We start from the raw sequence: 18,005 nt of genomic DNA, 5'->3' as shown, positions 1-18,005 counted from the left end.
AACCATCACCTTGCCAAATTTTTGTCTATCACACAAGCGCGCGGAAGTCCCGATTCCCAGAGTGTCAATCAGCGCTTTCCGCATGGCACGCGGCCCCGGTTTTGAAGCAAACGCGCCCTGATCCGGCCCTGCCGACGCCGAAATCCCGAATGAAGCTTCGGATCAGCCCTTCGAAAGGCGCGCCACGCCGCAAGAAGCGAAAGAGCGCGAGGCATTCGGGGGCCTGACAGGAGCGTGTCGACCATGAAGTTTTTCACAGGATGTGTGGCCGCTGCCACGCTGGCGCTGGTGGCAACGGCCGCCGAGGCACAAGTTCCGGCAAACGGCGCTGCGCGGGGCGCCTATATCGCGGTCTCGGATTTCGACGGACCCTATGGGCCGCCGGAAGCCGCGCCGCCACCGCCGCCGCGTTACGGCTACGGCTATGGCTACGAGGAGCGTGGCCCGGCGCCGGCGCTGCTGCCGTCGATCGAGGTCTACGCGGTGCTGCGCGACAACGGCTTCTCGCCGCTCGGCATCCCGCGCCTGCGCGGCAGCGTCTACACCATCGCGGTGATCGACCGCCGCGGCGACGACGGCCGGCTGGTGATCGATGCCCGCGACGGGCGAATTTTGCGCTTCATGCCGGCCGCTGACGCCTTCGGCATGGCCCCCAGTGATGAGGTGCCGACGGTTGCACCTTACCGTCCGCAAAGCGCGCTGCCGCCGCCGACCATGGTCCGCGGCGGCCCGCCGCGTCCGCCGGCCTCGATCCCGCATGTCGCCAGCCGCACCGTGCCGCTGCCGAAGGCCGCCCCGCGCCGCGGCGAGGCGCCTGTCGCCGCCGCCAAGCCGGCCGCGCCAGCTGCGCAGCAGGCAGAAGCGCCGCAGGCGCAGCCCGCACAACAGACCGCTGCGGTGCAGGCAAAGCCCACTGAAGCCGCAACTCAAACCGCCGCGCCAACCGTCGGTCAGGCCAAGCCGGCCCCGACGATCATGCCGACGCAGGAGATGCCGGCGGCGCAGGGGCTGGACTAGCGCGCGCTAGTTTGACGCGACTGCGCGCCACGCGCCGGACGGAGACCTGAGCAAAACAAAAGCGCCCGAAGACCTCGGGCGCTTTTTCATTGCGGCGATCGCGTGCTCAGCTGCGCGCATACCCCGCGGCTTCCAGGATCAGGTTCGCCACGTCCTTCGGATGCGACACCAGCGAGAGGTGGCCGGCATCGAGCTCGATCGTGGTTGCGTTCATGCGCTTGGCGAGGAAGCGTTCGAAATCGGGATTGATGGTGCCATCGTTCTTCGACACCGCGTACCAGCTCGGCTTCGTGTGCCATGCAGCTTCCGTGGTGCGGCCGGCGAAGATCGAGGCGGCCGTCGGCCATTGCACGGCGTAGAGCTCCCTGGCCTGCTCCGGCTTCACGCCATTGGCAAAATACTTCAGGAAGGCGTCTTCCGAGAGTTTTGTGTAGCCGTCGCGCTCGACGATGCCGGCGCGGGCCGGGCCTGCCGGAAACTGCTTCGACAGCGCGACGAAGTCTTCGTTCGCATCGGGCGCGCGTGCGGCGACGTAGACGAGGCCGGTGACCTTGGGGTCGTTGCCGACCTGGCTGATCACGGTGCCGCCCCAGGAATGCGCGACCAGCACGGTCGGACCATCCTGTTCGGCCAGCGCACGCTTGGTCGCCTCGACGGAGTCCGCAAGCGACGACAGCGGATTTTGCACGGCAGTGACGTGCAGGCCCGCGGCCTGGAGGATCGGGATCACCTCCGACCAGCTCGATCCGTCGGCCCAGGCGCCGTGCACCAGCACGACGTTCTTCGCCTTCACCGTCTGCGGCGTCTGCGCGTGAGCAAGGCCGATGGGGGCCGCCAGCAGGCTCGCTGCGACGAAAAGGCTGCGCCAAAGTGACATGATCGTGCTCCGTAGTGTTTTTGCTGCGATGCCCAAAGGACGGAGCGCGTGGTCGCGGCGTTACGTGTCCTCACCGTTCTGTGATGCAATGCAAAACGAAAAAACGCCCCGGGGCACCGGGGCGTTTTCGCAACTTGGCGGCTGTCGGCGTGCTTAGGCGGCGACCGAGCTCTCGATCACCTGCGCCTTCGGCGCGCCCGCGTTGATGGCGATCTGGCGCGGCTTCTTGGCTTCGGGAATCTCGCGCACGAGGTCGACGTGAAGCAGCCCGTTCTCGAGCGAGGCGTCCTTCACCTGCACGAAGTCGGCAAGCTGGAAGGCGCGCTCGAAGGCACGCGCGGCGATGCCGCGGTAGAGCACTTCGGACTTCGAGTTCTCGTTGGCGACTTTCTCGCCCTTGATCGTCAGCGTGTTTTCCTTCGCGACGAGGGAGAGCTCGTCCTTGGCGAAGCCGGACACCGCAACCGTGATGCGGTAGGTGTTCTCGCCGGTACGCTCGATGTTGTAGGGGGGATAACCGGGGCTGCCGTCCGAACCGGCCTGGTCGAGCAGGCTGAAGAGGCGGTCGAAGCCGACGGTGGAACGGTAAAACGGAGTCAGGTCGTAGGTACGCATGGTCTAGTCCTCCATTGAGCGACTGTTGGCAACCCGCCCGCCAATCGGGCCGGGCTTTAGTCTGTGTGCAGCCTGATGTTCCGGTTCCGAAACACTGGTAGCGGCCTGCACCATGGTGATATGGGTTCAGGGGAACGGCGTTCAAGAGGGCGGCAAGTTGCGCCTTTTCGGCGCTCCAGCCCCTTGATTTGCAGCATTTCTCGCCCAATGACGCTGATCTCGATTCCGTCCAATCCCGTTCCCGAAGACGTCGTCAGCGGTACCATCAAGACGCCCGATGGCGCCGAGCTGCGCTTTGCGCGCTGGGCGCCGCCGGCGAACCGCAAGGGCACGGTCTGCGTCTTCACCGGACGCAGCGAGCAGATCGAGAAATATTTCGAGACCGTGCGCGACCTGCGCGACCGCGGCTTCGCGGTGGCGATGATCGACTGGCGCGGGCAGGGCCACTCCTCGCGCCGCCTGCGCGATCCGCGCAAGGGCTATGTGCGCGACTTCTCCGATTTCGAGATCGACGTCGAGACCTTCGTGCAGCAGGTGGTGCTGCCGGATTGCCCGCCGCCGTTCTTCGCGCTCGCCCATTCCATGGGCGGCACGGTGATGCTGCGGGTGGCGCACGCGGGCAAGCGCTGGTTCGACCGCATGGTGCTGTCGGCGCCGATGATCGACCTGCCCGGCCGCGCCACCTCGTTTCCGGCGCGGGCGCTGCTGAAGACGATGCGCCTGATGGGGATGGGCGGTCGCTATGTCCCCGGCGGCAGCGACCACATCACCGGGCTCAATCCCTTCATCAACAATCCGCTGACCAGCGATCCCGTGCGCTATGCGCGCAATGCCGCGATCCTGGAGGAGGATCCGACGCTCGGGCTCGCGTCACCAACGGTCGCCTGGGCCGATACCGCCTTCCGCGCCATGAACACCTTCAAGGGCAAGAACTACCCGTCCCAGATCCGCCAGCCGATCCTGATGCTGGCGGCCTCCAGCGACACCGTGGTCTCGACCGCGGCGATCGAGGAGTTCGCCTATCATTTGCGCGCTGGCTCCCATCTCGTGATCGCCGGTGCCAAGCACGAGATCCTCCAGGAGCAGGACCGCTACCGCTCCCAGTTCTGGGCCGCCTTCGACGCCTTCGTGCCGGGCACGCCGCTGTTCAAGTGAGGAAGCAGCGGCGGTGCGAGGTAAGAAGACCAGCTTACAGCGTCTTCAGATACTCGATCAGGTCGTAGCGCTCTTGCTCCTTGAGCACGCGGCCGATGGTGCCGTCCTTGCCGGGGCCGGGCGTGCCATCGAACGAGTGACCGGCATTGCTGTTGCCGAAGGTCTCGGTGCCATCAGGCGCTCGCGTCGAGAAGTGCGACTGGCCGGTCTTGCAGCTCTCGCCGTCGACGACCGCGAAGCCGACCTGCTTCGGATCGTAGTCGCGACCACCACCCATGCAGAACGATTTGGGGCGCTCGGCCGCGGGGCTCAGCATCCAGTAGAGCGAGGGCACCGATCCGTTGTGCAGGTAAGGCGCGGTGGCCCAGACGCCGTTGAGCGGGCGCGCGCGATACCAGGGCGGCGGCTCCTTCGCCTCGGCCGGCTGCGGACCGGGATTCGGGCAGTTCTTGCGCTCACCCCACCAGGCCTGCTGAACCTTCGGGTCGATCTTCGCATCGTCCATCGCTTTGCGGCTGACGATGTCGACGAGCACCATCAGCCCGACCGAGTACGGCATGTCGGTCGAGGAGATAGCCGGCAGATTGCAGCTCCACCAGGCATTGAGCTTCTGCGTGGGATCGAGCTCGAGAAAGCCCGGGACCTGAACCGTCCGCGTCTGCAGCACGCTCGCCTGAGCGGGATCGGTCCCCATGCCTTTGACGCTCTTCTGGACCTCGTTCAGGAATTTGTCTTTGCCGATGGTCTCCCAGCGCGACGAGGACCAGATGCTCTGGTCCGGAAACTCGGTGTCGAACACGGGATCGTTGACCGGCCCGAGATGGCATTCGACGCAGATCTGCGCGTAGAGCTTGCGGCCGTTCTTGACGCGCTCGCCATCGATCTTCCAGGCATTGTCGCCGAAGATGTCCGACGGCCATTTCGGCGATGTCAGTCCGGAGAGCTGCTTTTTCGGATAGGGCGCCGCCCCCTTCAGCAGATCCTCGATCAAGTTCAGATTCTTGATATCCATCGACGAGCGGAACAGCGTGTCCTTGGGGCTATTGTCGGACAGATTGAGCAGCGCCGTCACGCCCAGCGCCTCGCCGGCGTTGCGGATCAGCGGTTGTTCGATGGACGCGTCATATTGCGCGAATTTGAGCCAGGGCACGGTCCAGATCGGCGGGAAGCTGACCGGCGCGTCCTTGGCATGCAGATTCTTTTCGAAGCCGCTGAGGCCGCTGAGCGTCATGTCCTGGGCGAAGACCTGATTGCCGATGCGGTTGAGCGCGTCGAGACGGCCGTATCCTTCCTCGGTGTCCTGCTGCTTCTCTTCCCGCTTCGTCTTCTCGTTGAACCTCGTCTTGCCGTCGATGGTTTTCGCGTAGGTCTTCTCCCAGTCGATCAGGAACGTGCTGATCGTGCGCAGCTTCTGCTTCAGCGCATCGCGATCCGCATCGCTGGCGGAGGGGCCGAGCACACGGTCGGCGAAGCGCGTAAAGCGACCCGGCACGAGGAGCGTGTAGGCGATCGACAGACCCGTCGTGACCTCGAGCTTCCTCAGATCGGTCATCGCCGGGCCGCCGTCGAAACGGATGTCGATGCCTTTGTAGTGAATCTGGCCGGTGTGGCAGGCGGCGCAGGTCAGGCCGATCCGGTCCTCGCCAACCTGGCCGGTCGCAGGATCGGGTACGCCGGTCATGCGTGCAAAGCCGACGGGCAGGCCGTCGACGTTTTCGGCCTGGGTGCCCCAGTTAACCGGCGGATCCCAAAGCCGCGCCGGCACGGGCTTCGTCTTGTCGTAGACGTTGGCATAGCCGAACCGGCGCAGCGTGGCGTCGTCGGTGTTGATCGTCTGCGGGCTCGGGATGAAGCCGAAGCGCTGCAGATGGTCGCTGTCATGCAGCATCCCGGGCTTTGCGAAGAAATGAAGCCGCGGCTGCTCGAGCGCCATGAACCAGCTGTAGGGCACCGGGAAGGTCGCGGTGCCCTGGCTGGCGTGATGAAACCAGTGCCGGTCCTCCAGCGCCCAGTTTTGCTCGAGCCAGTACGCGGCCCGGGGTTCGACAAGCTTCGGCAATGGCGGCGCCACGAGGTCACCGAGGATGCCGGGCAGCATCGGCTGGAATTGATCGGGAAAGCGCAGCGCCACGACGCCAAAGACGAGCAGCGCGGCGACTAACCCGCCGGCAACGCGCAATATGAGCGAGGGCGGTTTGACCGGCTGGCTGACGACCCGCTGCGTGATCCTCTCAGGGAATTTGCGCTCGTTGAACAGCGTACGCACGTCGGCGATGCCGAGGTAGCGGTTCTCGCCTTCGCCCTTGCCCATGATCTTCAGCAGGATGGGCCATTCGAACTGCATCAAGATCCGATAGTACCAGCGCGCAGTGCTCCCGGCGCGCTTGAGGTTGTCGCGCATGTAAGTTTGTATTTCCGACGCGTTGATGCCGGGCTCGGTGCCGCCGCCGTTCGGATCGGTATAGTCCCTGCCGAAGCTGGCCAGGCGGGCGATCTGATCCTCATTGACCTTGCCGTCGACGCCGAGGATGCGCGAACCGGCGCCGCGCTTGTCCAGGGGGCCGCCGCGCAGCGCATCGAGCTGTGCGCCCGAAAAGATGCTCTTCAGGATGTGACCGAAGCCGTTGGCGATCAGCGCGATGCCGCGGGTCTCGACGCGGGCCACCGTCTTCATCAGCCCCTTGTCGCCGCTCGCATTCGCGATCGTCTGCGATAGCTTGCCGATCGGGACGGTCCCGCCGTCGACGAAGCCTTCGCCGACCAGGCCGCGCAGGAAGGGGCAGGGATTGTCTGGCGAGACCTGGATCGAGGGATCGAAGGGAGGCTTCGAGGCGGGGTCGTTCATGGCCCAAAATCCTGAAAACAGCGAATCGTGAAATGAAGACGCGCCGATAGAGCGCGGAAAGTCCTAACAAACCGACAGCAACTTATACTACTTCAGCGTGTAAAGAAGTGTGGCTGAATTCACGGTCCTGTCAATAAAAGCCGGCCCGAGGTTGCGAGGGGACGGGGGCGGGACCGAGAAGGCCCGCCTGTCAGGACTCGGCCGCGCGTTTGACGTCGCTTTGCACCAAGGTCAGCTTGCTGAGCGGCACGCCCGCGTTCAGAAGCCCCTCGCGGTAATGGGCGAGGTCCTCGGGCCGCTTCCAGTGGAAATTGCGCAAGTGACGATCAACATTCAGCGTCGGGTAGTTGCGCATCAGCACGCCGACGGCCTCGCCCGCTTCATCGTCCCGGCCCAACTGTGCCAGCGCCGCGGCACGGATCGCCAGCGCCTGCATGTGGTTTGGGTTGATGTAGAGCTGCTCGCGCGCCCAGGACAGGGTCGCGTCGTATTGCCCCAGCAGATAATGGCTGAAGGCGTTCAGCGCGGCCCATTGGTAGCGCGGGTCGCTATTGTCGCGCTGCGCGGCCATCGAAAACAGCTCGATCGCCTCGCGGTGCTCGCCGATGACGAAATGGCAGATGCCGAGCACGCCGCGTGCGCCGTTGTCGTAGGGGTTGAGCGCAACCGCGCGCTTGGCGGCGTCCATCGCGGCCTCGTAATGCGCCTCCATGGCATGCGCCCAGGACAGGATCGAGAAGGCGAAGGAGGAGCGCGGATCGAGCCGGACGCTGGTCTCGGCGAGGGCCATCGCCTCGGCCCACATCTCGCGCGTGCCCTTGACCCACCCGAACTGGATGCTCTGGATCTGGATCGTGGCGAGATAGGCGTGCGCGATCGACAGTTTGGGGTCGAGGCTGATGGCTTCGCGGAACAGGTCGACGGCGGTGGCCAGGTCCTCCTTGGTCTGCCGGTAGTAGTGCGACAGCCCCTTGAGGAAGCGGTCCCAGGCGGTCACGTCGGTGGAGAGCCGCGCCGGCGCCGAGGCCTCCGCCCGGACGATCTCGGTGGCGATGGCGGCGGACAGATTGGTGGTGATCTCGTCCTGCATCGCGAACAGTTCGCCGATGTCGCGGTCGTAGCGGCCGGTCCAGAGCTGCTCGCCGGTCTCCGGCGCGACCAGCTCGGCGGTGACGCGGATCTTGGCTCCGGCGCGCCGCACCGAGCCCTGGATCAGATAGGTGGCATCGATCTCGCGCGCGATCAGGCGGGTGCTAGTGTTCTTGCCCTTGAACGCGAAGGTCGAGTTGCGGCTCAGCACGCGATAGAAGGATTGCAGCGACAGCGCGTGGATCAGATCCTCGGTGAGGCCGTCGGAGAAATATTCGTCCTGGGCGTCGCTGAGATTGGCGAAGGGCAGCACGCCGACGATCGCTGTGCGGTACTGCTGCGACAGCACCGACGCCTCCCGGAGCTCGGGCGCGAGCGCTGGCGCACCCTCGGGCATCCAGGTCCAGACCCCGATCGGGTCCTTGATGTTCTTGAAGCGATGGTTGCCGGCATCGACCAGCAGCGCGGTCAGGTGCTTGCTCGCCTCCCGGTAGGCCTTGGCCGAGATGGCGAAGCCGCCGGGGCTCGCCACCGCTTCGAGGCGGACGGCAATGTTGACGTCGTCACCGAATACCTCGTCCTCGTCGGCGATGACGTCGCCCATGTGGATGCCGAGGCGAAACTGCATGGCGCGCTCGGCCGGCAGGTGATGGTTGCGCTCCGCCATCAGCGTCTGCATCGCGATCGCCGCCTCGGCGGCGCCGACGATGCTCGGGAACTCCAGCAGGAAGCCGTCGCCGGTGTTTTTGACGACGCGGCCGCCATGGTTGAGGATGATGGGATGGATCGCGCTGCGATGGGCCTTGAAGGCGGCATGGGTGCCGGCCTCGTCGCTGCCCATCATGCGCGAATAGCCGGCGACATCGGCGCAGACGATGGCGGCCAGACGTCTTTCCATAATCCGGAGCTCCAAGGGATCGATGACCGGCCCCCGCGTGGCAGTCGCCTCGAATCCCGCACTTCCAAGAACCTGCCTTTATAGAGCAGATAAGGCCGGGCGAAAGCATGATCCGCATTGCAAATTTGAGGTAAATTCTCCGCAATCCTGGCGGTGGACGGCGGCGGCCGAACCGAATAAGCCCGCCTTTCAAGGCTGACGGGGGCACCTCACATGCTGGGCATTCACGAGATCTGGCTCTTCATCCTGTCGGGCATATTGCTCAACATCACGCCCGGCCCGGACTCGGTCTACGTGATCGGCCGCAGCATGCAGATGGGCTGGCGGGGCGGCGCCGCGGCCGCGCTCGGTATCAGTTTTGGCTGCTTTTTCCACGTTGCGGGCGCGGCAATCGGCCTTTCGGCGCTGCTGATGGCCTCATCGACCGCCTTCTCGATCCTGAAGCTGGTCGGCGCGGCCTATCTCGTCGTGACAGGACTTCAGATGCTGTGGTCGCGCCCGGCGCTGGCCGCAGCCATCGACGAGCCGGAGCGGAGCCCGCTGCGGCGGGTCTTCCTCCAGGGCGTCTTCACCAACGCGCTCAATCCCAAGGTCGCGCTGTTCTTCCTGGCCTTCCTGCCGCAATTCGTCGCAGCCGATTCCCCGCACAAGCCGCTCGCCTTCCTGACGCTCGGGCTGATCTTCATCTTTACGGGAACGTTGTGGTGCCTCGTGCTGGCGGCGTTCGCGGCAAGGGCGGCCCACCGGCTGCGCAAGTCTGAGGGCGCGATCGCCTGGGTCAACCGCGCGCTCGGCGGCCTCTTCATCTATCTCGGCATCCGCGTCGCCATGCTGGAGACGCGATAACTCATTCGAACGGATGACTGGTCCGGCATGCAGTCGGCCCGATAGAGGCCGCGCGGGGAGGTTTCGATGGTTGGTGGAAGCTGCCTATGCGGCGTCGTGCGTTTCGAGATCGATCAGGTGCGTGCGCTGACGCATTGCCATTGCGCCAATTGCCGCAAGCTGACCGGTGCCGCCTTCGCCACCTACGCCCATGTCGATGCCGACAAGTTTCGCTTTGTTGCCGGCGAGGACATGACGGTGGCTTACGAATCCGCACCGGGGAGCTTCCGCCATCGCTGCAAGACCTGCGGCTGCCTGACGCCGGGCAAGGCGAGTTATCTGCCGACCGTCAGCATTCCCGCCGGCCTGCTCGATGACGATCCCGATGTCAGGCCCCGCCTCCACGTCTTCACCTCGTCGCGCGCACCGTGGTGGACGATCCAGGACGATCTGCCCCAGCACGAAAAATGGGTGCCGGGATACGAACCCAAATCGTAGGCCTCAGGCGAACTCCTTCAGCAGCGCGCTGCCCGCGAGATAAACGCCGAGCAGGATCATCGCGATCAGGAACCAGCGGCGAAACGCTTCCGCCGGCATCCGCGCCCGCACCGACTGGCCGACGAACATGCCGGCAAAGGCCATGGCCATGCCCACGGCGCCCGGCACGGCGTTCGCCGGCGTCAGTAATCCGCCGGCGGTGAGATTGAAGGCGAGCGCCAGCGTCGCCGTCGTGAAGAACACGCCGAGCGCCTGCACCAGTTCGTCCTTCTCCATGCCGATCGCCTGCATGAACGGCATCGAGGGGATCACCTGCACGCCTGTCGAGGCCGAGATCACGCCGGTGATCACGCCGACCACGCCGCCGACCCATTTCTCGTTCTGCGGCGCGACGTGGAACTTGAATTTGCTGAGCCCGATGATCGCGTAGATCACGAGCAGGATTCCGAGCACGATCGTGCCGTAACGGGCATGCGGGCCGGTCAGCGCGCCGGCATTGAGCCAGCATCCGATCACGGTGCCGATCATCAGCGGCCACAGCCGCCTCAGGATGTCGCGCAGATAGGGGCCGGCGAAGGTCTGCCAGATATTGGTGACGATGGCGGGCACGATCACGATGGCGATCGCGCGGCTCGGCGCCATGTTCACCGCGAGCAGGCCCATGGACACGGTCGGCAGGCCGAGCCCGACCACGCCCTTGACGAATCCGGCGATCAGGAAGACGGCGGCGATGAGGATGAGGAGCGGGTCAATCATATCTTGCACATTGACCGAAGCCGCGCGCGGGCACAATCTGGAGGTTACGGAGACAGCCTTCGTTCCCGGCGGAGGCTGAGGAGAATCCAGCCATGCGCTTCGACCTCGTCGACCTCCAGCTCTTCATCGCGGTAGCCGACCAGCGCAGCATCACGCGCGGCGCGGAGCGATCGAATCTCGCCTTGGCCTCTGCCAGCGCGCGCATAAAAGGGCTCGAGGACGCGCTCGGCGTCGCGCTGCTCAAGCGCGGGCGGCGCGGTGTCGAGCTGACTGCGGCGGGCGAGAGCCTGCTCGATCATGCACGGGTCGTGATGCACCAGGTCGACGCCATGCGCGGCGATCTCGCCGGCTTTGCCAGCGGCGTGCGCGCGAGCGTGCATTTTCTCGTCAACACCTCGGGGCTGTCGGAGCATCTGCCGAAGGCGCTGGCGGGCTTCCTGCGCGAGCATCGCGACGTCGCCATCGACATCGAGGAGCGCGAGAGCACCGATATCGCGGCAGCGATCACCGCCGGTGCCGCCGATCTCGGCTTTGCCGCCGAGCACGCGCTGCCCGACCATATCGAGCGCTTCGTCTTCAGCGAGGACCACCTGACGCTGGTGATGTCCAGGCGCGGCCCGTTCGCCGGCCGTCGCCAGATCGATTTTCAGGAGACGGGGGATTGCGAGTTCGTCGGGCTGACCAGCGCCACTGCGCTCCAGATGCACATTTCGAAGCACGCCGCCCGGCTCGGCATGCGTCCGCATTACCGTGCGCGTCTGCGCGACTTCGACGCGATCTGTCAGATGGTCGCCGCTGACGTCGGCATCGCCCTGGTGCCGATATCTGCCGCCCGCCGCTGCGCCAAGCTGATGCCGCTCGCCATGGTCCGCCTGCGCGATGCCTTCGCCAACCGCAAGCTCGTGATCTGCGCACGCAGCTTCAAGGCGCTGCCAAGGCCGGCCAAGATGCTGGTGGAGCATTTGCGGGCGGCGGCGATGTGAGCCTACGCTGCGGCTGTGCGCACAACTGCGCTCCCTCCCCCCTTGCGGGGGAGGGCGGGGGAGAGGGGTACCCAGGAAAAGGTGTCTCTGTCGCGAAGAAGAGAGATCGATGGAGTCCCCGTGTGGACCCCTCTCCCTGGCCCTCCCCCGCAAGGGGGGAGGGAACGCACCTGTCGCGTTGTGAGGCCGTTCGCCTACCGCGCGCTACTTCGCCGTCTCGACTCCGGCGTCCTTGATCACCTTCGCCCACTTCTTCGTCTCGTCCGCGATGAAGCTGCGAAAATGCTCCGGCTCGTCGCCGATCAGCGTCGCGCCTTGGGCGGCGAGCTTTTCCTTTACGGCCGGATCCGCCATGGCCTTCGTCGCCAGGCCATGCAGCGCGGTGACGATCTCCTTCGGCGTGCCCTTCGGCGCCACCATGCCGTACCAGTTCTCGATACGAAGATCAGCAAAGCCCGCTTCCGCGGTGGTCGGCACGTCGGGCGCGGTCGCGGAGCGCTCGGCCGAGCCGACCGCGATCGGCTTCAACGCGCCCGCCTTGACCTGCGGCAGCAGCACCGGAAGATCCAGGAAGGTCATCTGCACCTGCTGGCCCAGGAGATCGTTCACCGCGGGAGCTGCGCCGCGATAGGGCACGTGCACGATGTCGATCCTGGCCGTCAGCTTGAACAGTTCGCCGGCGAGGTGCGGCAGGCTGCCGGGGCCGGAGGAGGCGAAATTGAGCTTTCCGGGCTGCGCCCTGGCGAGCGCGATCAGCTCGCCGATGTCCTTTGCGGGCACGTTGGTGGCAACCACCAGCATTTCCGGCAAGGTCGCAACCAGCGTCACCGGTGTGAGGTCGCTCGCGGTGTCGTAGGCGACCCGCTCCATGCTCGGGCTGATCGCGAGCGCGCCGGCTGAGGAGATGGCGATGGTGTAGCCGTCGGGGGCGGCCTTGGAGACCGCGTCGGTGCCGAGCACGCCGCCCTGGCCGCCGCGATTGTCGATCAGCACCGGCTGGCCCGATAGCTCCGACATGCGCTGGCCGATCACCCGCGCGATGATGTCGTTGGGCCCGCCGGCCGGGAACGGCACGATCAGCTTGATCGGTTTTGCGGGGAAATTCTGCGCGGAGGCGAGGGCGGGAAACAGGAGCAGGAATGCGAGGAGGAGCTTAGGCCAGTTGTTCATGCAGGCTCTTTTCATGCACGCTCCTTGGGGCGCTTATCCGTTGAGCAGTTTCAGTGCTTCTTCGTGAACTCTAGCGTCGCCGGCCGCGACGATGCGGCCGCCGCCCTGGGCCGGCTTGCCTTCCCAGGTGGTGACGACGCCGCCGGCGCCGGTGACGATCGGGATCAGGGCTGCGATGTCGTAAGGCTTCAGCTCGGTCTCGACCACGAGATCGACGTGACCGGCCGCCAGCATGCAATAGGAGTAGCAGTCGCCGCCATAGCGCGACAGCCGCGCGCCCTGTTCGATGCGGCTGAAAATGGCGCGGTCGCGTTCGTTCATCAGCAGCGGGCTGGTGGTGTAGCTCGTTGCTTCCGACAGCGAGGCGCAGCGACGGACCTGGAGCCGGCGCTCGCCGGACGGGCCTTTATAGGTGGCGGAGCCGTTGTCGCCGGAGAAGCGCTCGCCGATGAAGGGCTGGTGCATCATGCCGTACACCGGCGCGCCCTTGTGCAGCAGCGCGATCAGCGTGCCCCAGATCGGAAAGCCGCCGATGAAGGATTTCGTGCCGTCGATGGGGTCGAGCACCCAGACATAATCGGCGTCCTCGCGCTCATTGCCGAATTCCTCGCCGACGATGCCGTGCTGGGGGAAGCTCGCCTTGATCAGCCGGCGCATCACCGCCTCCGCGGCGCGGTCGGCCTCCGTCACGGGGTCGAAATCCTTGGTCTTGCTCTTGTCGTCGATTGACAGCGAGGTGCGGAAGAACGGCAGGATGGTTTCGCCGGAGGCGGTGGCGAGCCGTCCGATGAAGGCTGAGAAGTCGATCACCGTCACGGCGCATCCTCAAAACGAAAGTCGGGTGAAGCTCGCTCCTGCCTAGCTCAATTCGCTTCTCGCGTGCAGCGCTGAGTTGGTTTGCTCCCTGGTATTTTGGATGCCGCAACCGGCTGCCCCATCCCAGTCATATGCTGGCCAAATATCGATCATAGAGTTGAAAACTTAGTTCCGAGTATGCCTCGTTCGTATGCAAACGGTTATCAACCCATTGAATTTCCTTATCAAAGAAACTGAATCTGGGTTTCGCCATAAGCAATTGAGCCATGTGCATATTGCATGGGAAACGGCTCAAAAGCCCTTGCACTTTGTGCGTCGCGGCCGCATATTGTTGCGGTGCGGTAGCGCTCTGCGTTACCGCTGCCCTCCTTGGGCGTTTCCTCCCTAGACTTGGGCCGCTTCTTCATCAGAAGCGGCCCTTTTTTCTTTGAGCCTCGATCTTCACTTCGAGCGCGCGAAAACGCGAAGCGAAGATTCGACGCACGATACGCTGGCAGCTTGATCTGATGCTTGATCGGCGACGCGATCGCGCGGCGACGGCTCGCTATTATTCCGCCGCGGCCTGGAACGGGCCGAGATCGCCGAACGGGATCGTCGTCGCCAGCACGTCGGCGAGCACACCGAAGTCGCTTGCCACTTGCGCAAAGCGCGGACTGCGCTCGCGCCGCCGCTCGTCCATGTAGATCGCGCGGTTGAGCTCGAGCTGCACCGCATGCAGGCCGCTCGCGGGGTTGCCGTAATGCTCGGTGATGAAGCCGCCGGCATAGGGCTTGTTGCGGCCGATCGAATAGCCGAGCCCGCCCATGGTCTCCTCGACCCTGTCCGGAAGCAGCGGTGTGCAGCTCGTGCCGTAGCGGTCGCCGATCACGATGTCGGGCCGCCGCGGCTCGTCCCTGCTGACGCCGACCGAGGGCATCGAGTGGCAATCGACCAGCACCACGGTGCCAAACATCTGGTGCACCTTGTTGATCAGCCGGCGCAGCGCGCGATGATAGGGCTTGTAGAGCGTCTCGATCCGCGCCAGCGCATCGTCGACCAGGATGCGTTCGCGGTAGATCTCCTGGCCGTCGCCGACCACGCGCGGGATGGTGCCTAACCCGCCGGCGACCCGCATCGAGCGGGTATTGGCAAAGCTCGGCAGCCGTCCGGTGAACATGCGGGGATCGAGCTCATAGGGCTCGCGATTGACGTCGACATAGGAGCGGGGAAAGTTGACCCGCACGGTCGGAAAGCCGCGCTCGCTCAAATGGCCGATCAGCTCGTCCATGAAGGAATCTTCGGACCGCCGCAGCGTCGTCAGGTCGATCCTGGAGGCGCTGAGGAATTCGTCCGGATAGGTCGAGCCGGAATGGGGCGAGTTGAAGATGACAGGCGCGCGCCATTGCGCGGGCTCCACGATCTCGAAGGCGGGCGACACGTCGCCGTCAAACCGGGTCATCTTCTCAGGCTTCGTCCCTTCGCGCCGCGGGATCCGGGTCTCGGATCGAATTGATTCGGCCGGTGGAGCGGCTCTTATGTGTCGTCATTGTCTGGAATCGCAACCATTCTGCCAAGCGAAAAGATGTGATCGGCGCTGGAACATGTCTTAACCGTGTGGGCAGGGAAGCGGGGATGCGCCGGCGCGGCTCGATTGATTCGCGCCGCATTCGGGTTCACAAGGGACCGGCAGCGCAGCCAGCCCAGGGTAAAGATTTTCACCCCAAATTTACCCTCTGTCGGGCTTAGTAACCTCTGCTGATATCCTCTGGGGATTTGACGTTTCCTGCCATGCCCAAAATCCTGCTCGCCGAAGACGACAACGACATGCGCCGTTTCCTGGTCAAGGCGCTGGAAAACGCTGGTTTTCAGGTCTCGTCCCATGACAACGGCATGGCCGCCTATCAGCGGCTCCGGGAAGAGCCGTTCGAGATGCTGCTGACCGACATCGTGATGCCGGAGATGGACGGCATCGAGCTCGCCCGCCGGGCCTCGGAACTCGACCCCGACATCAAGATCATGTTCATCACCGGCTTCGCCGCGGTCGCCCTGAACTCGGATTCGGACGCCCCCAAGAACGCCAAGGTGCTGTCCAAGCCCGTGCATCTGCGCGAATTGGTCAGCGAAGTGAACAAGATGCTGGCGGCCTAAATCGGCCCCCTTCGGTCCTTGCACCGGCTCCCCTGAGCCGTTATAGGGACCCGACCCGATCTAGAGAGATCTAGGGCGCGTAGCTCAGCGGGAGAGCACTACCTTGACATGGTAGGGGTCACAGGTTCGATCCCTGTCGCGCCCACCATCCTTCGCTCGCGATAGCCGAGAGAAGGATGCGACGCCGAAGCCCAAAGGGCGCAGGCGGGCTGCAGCTGAGAGCTTCGGCCAGGCAAGCCCAAACAATCCGCGATTGCGAAGCGTGCGTGTAGCCCGGATGGAGCGAAGCGCAATCCGGTGCTGCATCGAGCAACGCCCTGACGATACCCGATCGCAGCTATTTCAGTTCCGTGTTCGCGACCGGCAGGACGGAGGCGACAGACCAGCCGTTCGCATCCCGCACGTAGGTCTGGCTGATCAGAAACGTATTCTGTTGGGGTGGCTTGCCGGGAAGGCCGCGCGTGAAGACGATGGGAACGAGGACCTGCATGACCTCGTTCGAGATCACGGCGACGTGGAATTTCGACATGTCGGGTTCGAGGTGCCAGGTGCCCTCGTAGTAGCCCTTGAAGCGGTCCGCGACCGCATCACGGCCTCTGGTTTCGATGCCTCTCGCAAACAACAGCGTGCCGGGCGAATTCCACAGCATGGCCTTCACATCGTCCGCGTTGTGCGCATTCTGCGCGGCAATGAATTTTTCGAAGATGGTTCGCGCCTCGGCATCATCTGCCGCGGCCAGCGCCGGCCCGGCTGACCAGGCGGTCGCCGCGAGAAACAGCGCTGCGGCAATCGCCGCAACATGACGGCGCCGTGCAAATGGCCGTAACCTGATGGAGCCGCGGGACATCTTGGAAGGGGGCATGATCATCTCTCTTTTGAATGACGATGATCATACCATTGATCGCCGCGCCGGCTTTTCAGGATCGCGCGAGCGGAGGTCACCGTTGCATCACGGATGCGTTGGTTCAGCCACGTCCGATGCCGCGGACGTGGCGCATCGTCGTCACACCGCCACTCGCCTCACGTCAGCGGCAACAGATGATCCGGGATCGGCACGGGTGCGGCCGGCACCAGCGATGCGACCGAGACGTGCGGCCAGGTCAGCCCGGCGAAATCCAGCATGACCTTCTGTGAATACTGGATCTGCGTCGTCGCCACCCTGACGTGGCCGCCCTTGAAGCCCTTGTTGGGCACGAACGGGATCGCGGCGACGAAGCTCGGAACCAGCGGCACGTTGCTCCTCTGGCGCGGTTGCAGGATCACCGGCGGCGTTCCCGGCGGCAGGGCCGGCACGTCGATGTCGTAAACCACCGTCTCGATCCAGAACACCGCGTCCATCTGGAAGGCGTTGGCGTTCGAGCCATTGCCGCCCGGCGTCGGAGCGGGCAAGCCCTGAAGGAACGCGATGTTCGCGGCGCCGCCGGCAAAGCTCGGCGCCTGCGGATGCGGGCCGGGCGAGGGGATGGCCGGCAAGGGGCCGCCGGACAGCGGCGTGCCGGGCTTCGTGGATGTCTCGATGACGATGGTCTGCGTGATGGTCTGATGCGCGATCTGATCGCGCAGCACCGTGTTCGGGTCGGTGATCATCGCCTGGGTGAGCTTGCCGGAAGCCATCAGTGCGGTCAGATCCTGAGGTAGCCTGCGGGTCGTCTTGTTGGTCGCGGTCTGGTTCTGGAATGTGATCTTGTTGCCCGGATTGCCGCCGATGAACGGGGTGATGTCGATCGCTGCGATGGTCGGTTTGCCGGCGACCGGAGGCAGCGCGGTGCCTTGCGCGACGATCGTCGTGCCGTGCGGGATCGACGCCATGCGCGCGACGGTGAACGGCTCGTGCGGAATGGTGGTGGCCGGCACCGCCAGCCAGATGCCGGGTTCGAAGTGAATGCCCACGGGCGTTCCCGTGGTGATGTCGTTGATGGTCTGGAGGTACGGCACGCCGTTGAGGAATGCATCCGCCTGCTGCAGCGAGCCGCGATTGGGAATCGAGCCGAGATTGTTCGAGAACGACATCGTCTCGTCGGTGAGATTCAGCTCCAGCACGTTGTCGTCGGGGTCGGTGGTGCTGATCGGCCCCGGCATCGGCGTCGGCGTGATCTTGCTGTCGGGCCGGAAGATCGTGTTGAACCCCTGTCCGGTGAAGGTGCCCGTGAAGGCCGACAGCGGACCGAGGATGGGCGGCAAGGTGACCGGCGGACGCGCAGCTCGGGCGGCGGCACCAGCGGCGGGCTGCGCGGCGTCCCTGAACACCTCGTCGACCTCGTGGATGGAGAAATTCGCTGTCTTGGTGAATGCACTGGTGAGTGGTTTGGGCTCGTCCATGGTGATCCCTCGCGA

16 protein-coding genes and 1 tRNA gene are annotated in these 18,005 nt (G+C 64.9%); 7 read left to right on the top strand and 10 right to left on the bottom strand.

Annotated features, from left to right (window positions below; genetic code table 11):
- Positions 1 to 243: 243 nt before the first annotated feature.
- On the top strand, positions 244 to 1,017 hold the full coding sequence (locus IVB46_RS14560) for a hypothetical protein (RefSeq protein ID WP_247315751.1): 774 nt from the start codon (positions 244 to 246) through the stop codon (positions 1,015 to 1,017).
- Between the two features lie 106 nt (positions 1,018 to 1,123).
- On the opposite strand, the gene IVB46_RS14555 is transcribed toward IVB46_RS14560, so the two are convergent.
- Both IVB46_RS14555 and IVB46_RS14550 read right to left on the bottom strand, forming a co-directional pair.
- On the bottom strand, positions 1,124 to 1,894 hold the full coding sequence (locus IVB46_RS14555; RefSeq protein ID WP_247315749.1) for an alpha/beta hydrolase: 771 nt from the start codon (positions 1,892 to 1,894) through the stop codon (positions 1,124 to 1,126).
- 153 nt (positions 1,895 to 2,047) lie between these two features.
- On the bottom strand, positions 2,048 to 2,509 hold the full coding sequence (locus tag IVB46_RS14550) for an Hsp20 family protein (RefSeq protein WP_063985698.1): 462 nt from the start codon (positions 2,507 to 2,509) through the stop codon (positions 2,048 to 2,050).
- Positions 2,510 to 2,716: 207 nt separating this feature from the next.
- On the opposite strand from IVB46_RS14550, the gene IVB46_RS14545 reads away from it, so the two are divergent.
- Positions 2,717 to 3,664 (top strand): alpha/beta hydrolase, encoded by a 948-nt coding sequence (locus IVB46_RS14545; protein ID WP_247315748.1) that lies wholly within the window; start codon positions 2,717 to 2,719, stop codon positions 3,662 to 3,664.
- Between the two features lie 34 nt (positions 3,665 to 3,698).
- Here IVB46_RS14545 and IVB46_RS14540 read toward each other — a convergent pair whose 3' ends face one another.
- Positions 3,699 to 6,509 carry a di-heme-cytochrome C peroxidase gene (locus IVB46_RS14540; protein ID WP_247315745.1) on the bottom strand — a complete coding sequence of 937 codons (2,811 nt, stop codon included), beginning with the start codon at positions 6,507 to 6,509 and terminating at the stop codon, positions 3,699 to 3,701.
- 190 nt (positions 6,510 to 6,699) lie between these two features.
- Positions 6,700 to 8,496: a tetratricopeptide repeat protein gene (locus IVB46_RS14535; protein WP_247315742.1), complete on the bottom strand. Its 1,797-nt coding sequence runs from the start codon at positions 8,494 to 8,496 to the stop codon at positions 6,700 to 6,702.
- A gap of 213 nt (positions 8,497 to 8,709) precedes the next feature.
- Here IVB46_RS14535 and IVB46_RS14530 point away from each other — a divergent pair, with 213 nt between their 5' ends.
- Both IVB46_RS14530 and IVB46_RS14525 read left to right on the top strand, forming a co-directional pair.
- Positions 8,710 to 9,342 (top strand): LysE family translocator, encoded by a 633-nt coding sequence (locus IVB46_RS14530; protein ID WP_071909427.1) that lies wholly within the window; start codon positions 8,710 to 8,712, stop codon positions 9,340 to 9,342.
- A 66-nt stretch (positions 9,343 to 9,408) separates the two neighbouring features.
- Positions 9,409 to 9,819, top strand: coding sequence for a GFA family protein (locus IVB46_RS14525; RefSeq protein WP_247315740.1), 411 nt, complete (start codon positions 9,409 to 9,411; stop codon positions 9,817 to 9,819).
- A 3-nt stretch (positions 9,820 to 9,822) separates the two neighbouring features.
- Here IVB46_RS14525 and IVB46_RS14520 read toward each other — a convergent pair whose 3' ends face one another.
- Positions 9,823 to 10,575, bottom strand: a complete 753-nt coding sequence (locus tag IVB46_RS14520) for a sulfite exporter TauE/SafE family protein (protein ID WP_028148087.1) — start codon at positions 10,573 to 10,575, stop codon at positions 9,823 to 9,825.
- Positions 10,576 to 10,667: 92 nt separating this feature from the next.
- Between IVB46_RS14520 and IVB46_RS14515 the strand changes: the two genes are divergently transcribed.
- Positions 10,668 to 11,558: a LysR substrate-binding domain-containing protein gene (locus IVB46_RS14515; RefSeq protein WP_247315737.1), complete on the top strand. Its 891-nt coding sequence runs from the start codon at positions 10,668 to 10,670 to the stop codon at positions 11,556 to 11,558.
- A 204-nt stretch (positions 11,559 to 11,762) separates the two neighbouring features.
- Here the strand turns inward: IVB46_RS14515 and IVB46_RS14510 are convergent, their stop codons facing one another.
- From IVB46_RS14510 to IVB46_RS14500, 3 genes are all read right to left on the bottom strand, one after another.
- Positions 11,763 to 12,728 (bottom strand): tripartite tricarboxylate transporter substrate binding protein, encoded by a 966-nt coding sequence (locus IVB46_RS14510; RefSeq protein ID WP_247315734.1) that lies wholly within the window; start codon positions 12,726 to 12,728, stop codon positions 11,763 to 11,765.
- A 33-nt stretch (positions 12,729 to 12,761) separates the two neighbouring features.
- On the bottom strand, positions 12,762 to 13,544 hold the full coding sequence (gene hisN / locus IVB46_RS14505) for a histidinol-phosphatase (protein ID WP_247315731.1): 783 nt from the start codon (positions 13,542 to 13,544) through the stop codon (positions 12,762 to 12,764).
- 547 nt (positions 13,545 to 14,091) lie between these two features.
- Positions 14,092 to 14,982 carry an N-formylglutamate amidohydrolase gene (locus tag IVB46_RS14500; RefSeq protein ID WP_014491809.1) on the bottom strand — a complete coding sequence of 297 codons (891 nt, stop codon included), beginning with the start codon at positions 14,980 to 14,982 and terminating at the stop codon, positions 14,092 to 14,094.
- 329 nt (positions 14,983 to 15,311) lie between these two features.
- On the opposite strand from IVB46_RS14500, the gene IVB46_RS14495 reads away from it, so the two are divergent.
- Positions 15,312 to 15,671: a response regulator gene (locus IVB46_RS14495; protein WP_007597092.1), complete on the top strand. Its 360-nt coding sequence runs from the start codon at positions 15,312 to 15,314 to the stop codon at positions 15,669 to 15,671.
- 73 nt (positions 15,672 to 15,744) lie between these two features.
- Positions 15,745 to 15,819, top strand: a tRNA-Val gene (locus tag IVB46_RS14490).
- A gap of 189 nt (positions 15,820 to 16,008) precedes the next feature.
- On the opposite strand, the gene IVB46_RS14485 is transcribed toward IVB46_RS14490, so the two are convergent.
- The gene (locus tag IVB46_RS14485) at positions 16,009 to 16,533 is read right to left on the bottom strand and encodes a DUF4440 domain-containing protein (RefSeq protein ID WP_247315728.1); all 525 of its coding nucleotides are present in this window, start codon (positions 16,531 to 16,533) and stop codon (positions 16,009 to 16,011) included.
- Between the two features lie 158 nt (positions 16,534 to 16,691).
- On the bottom strand, positions 16,692 to 17,990 hold the full coding sequence (locus IVB46_RS14480) for a heme-binding protein (protein WP_247315725.1): 1,299 nt from the start codon (positions 17,988 to 17,990) through the stop codon (positions 16,692 to 16,694).
- Positions 17,991 to 18,005 lie beyond the last annotated feature (15 nt).

Source organism: Bradyrhizobium sp. 61 (assembly GCF_023073075.1).
In the GTDB taxonomy this organism is placed as follows: Bacteria; Pseudomonadota; Alphaproteobacteria; order Rhizobiales; family Xanthobacteraceae; genus Bradyrhizobium; species Bradyrhizobium barranii.
Note: the sequence above shows the minus strand (reverse complement) of the source record. Positions and strands in the feature narration are given on the sequence as shown.